Source organism: Endozoicomonas atrinae (assembly GCF_001647025.1).
In the GTDB taxonomy this organism is placed as follows: Bacteria; Pseudomonadota; Gammaproteobacteria; order Pseudomonadales; family Endozoicomonadaceae; genus Endozoicomonas; species Endozoicomonas atrinae.
The window spans coordinates 1-1,129 of the sequence record NZ_LUKQ02000599.1; the positions used below are offsets into that span (position 1 = coordinate 1).

General features: G+C 45.3%; 3 protein-coding genes. 2 read left to right on the plus strand and 1 reads right to left on the minus strand.

Going from position 1 to position 1,129, the window contains the following annotated elements:
• Positions 1-292, plus strand: a 292-nt coding sequence (locus AK963_RS34070; RefSeq protein ID WP_175404736.1) for a hypothetical protein, incomplete at its 5' end; no start/stop codon positions are given.
• Between the two features lie 7 nt (positions 293-299).
• Positions 300-560, plus strand: a complete 261-nt coding sequence (locus AK963_RS29430) for a hypothetical protein (RefSeq protein ID WP_139117788.1) — start codon at positions 300-302, stop codon at positions 558-560.
• 63 nt (positions 561-623) lie between these two features.
• On the opposite strand, the gene AK963_RS29435 is transcribed toward AK963_RS29430, so the two are convergent.
• On the minus strand, positions 624-917 hold the full coding sequence (locus tag AK963_RS29435; protein WP_066018778.1) for a hypothetical protein: 294 nt from the start codon (positions 915-917) through the stop codon (positions 624-626).
• Positions 918-1,129: the final 212 nt, after the last annotated feature.

The following is a 1,129-nucleotide window of genomic DNA, read 5'->3' on the forward strand; positions in this document are numbered from 1 at the left end:
GAGAGTGCCAGTCAGTTTTAATGGCAGGAGCACCGAGCAATGTCCGCACTGTGGCAAGACGCGGCCTGTAGTGGATTTTTCGGAAGCGATGCATTCGCTGGATGCGTTAAAACGGCAGGAAGTGTTCCTGTCTCCTGAATTTCCAGATTGTTGTGAACCCCTTCGCTCAGAGGTTGAGCTTGAGTATGTGGCTCTGGCTCATGCACGTTTAAATGTTGTGCTGATTGATGATCGGGACGATGATTCGTTGTCATTGGCAACACCACCGGAAAGTTCTGGGCAGCCCCATTAAGGTAGGTATGATGTCTAATCAGGGTAAAATCTGGGTGCCAACGCAGTGTGATGTCTGCGGGAAAAAACGGGGTTTCAATGATCTTGCTGCTATTACGGCCTACTTTGCTTCTGGTTCACCTGATTATTACGAACAGACCTTAAGTTCGAGAACTGACCCTTTCGGTGCGATTTATCACTGCAAAGACAACGCCGTGTGTAAGCACCATGCGACGGAAATAGCGCAAGCCGTCAGAAAGCATAATGAGCAGGAGGCTGCGCTGCATTAATGCTCACTGACGCTGAATTCACTCTGGCCAGTTTGAAGCCAGCCCACTTCCATTCATCCCGGTTTACCTTCTGCTATTGCGCAATTTAAGCAATGCTTCCGCTTCTTCGGTGCTTATCCCTTCCCATGTTTTTCCGGTCTCCAGGCACTCAACGCTGTGTTGACGATTTTCTATGGATGTAAACATGACGTATTTATAATCTTCAACAATCTTACTAAATGATTCCTCAATCTGGGTAAAGCTGACATCCCCACTGGAGTCCTCTTCATCATAAAATATTTCAAAAGCATCCTTGGATTTTTGCACAATGTGAAGAATTTTTGATGTTGGAGTAATCCCTTCCGGCAAATTAACCATGCTGATACCTCATTTATTCTCAGTGGCTTTGAGGCTGGCACACGTTATGTAAACTGTCAAAATGGGGTTGTTAGCTGTGTCAGGTGAATAAGCTAACCGGTTAATTAAATGAAATGGTCAACCCCGTTTGAATTAATGGCATCAAAGATGATGATAAGAGTCAGTCTAAAGCTCTGATTGAGACAACAGGTAAAGAGAAATCCTAAAGGGCA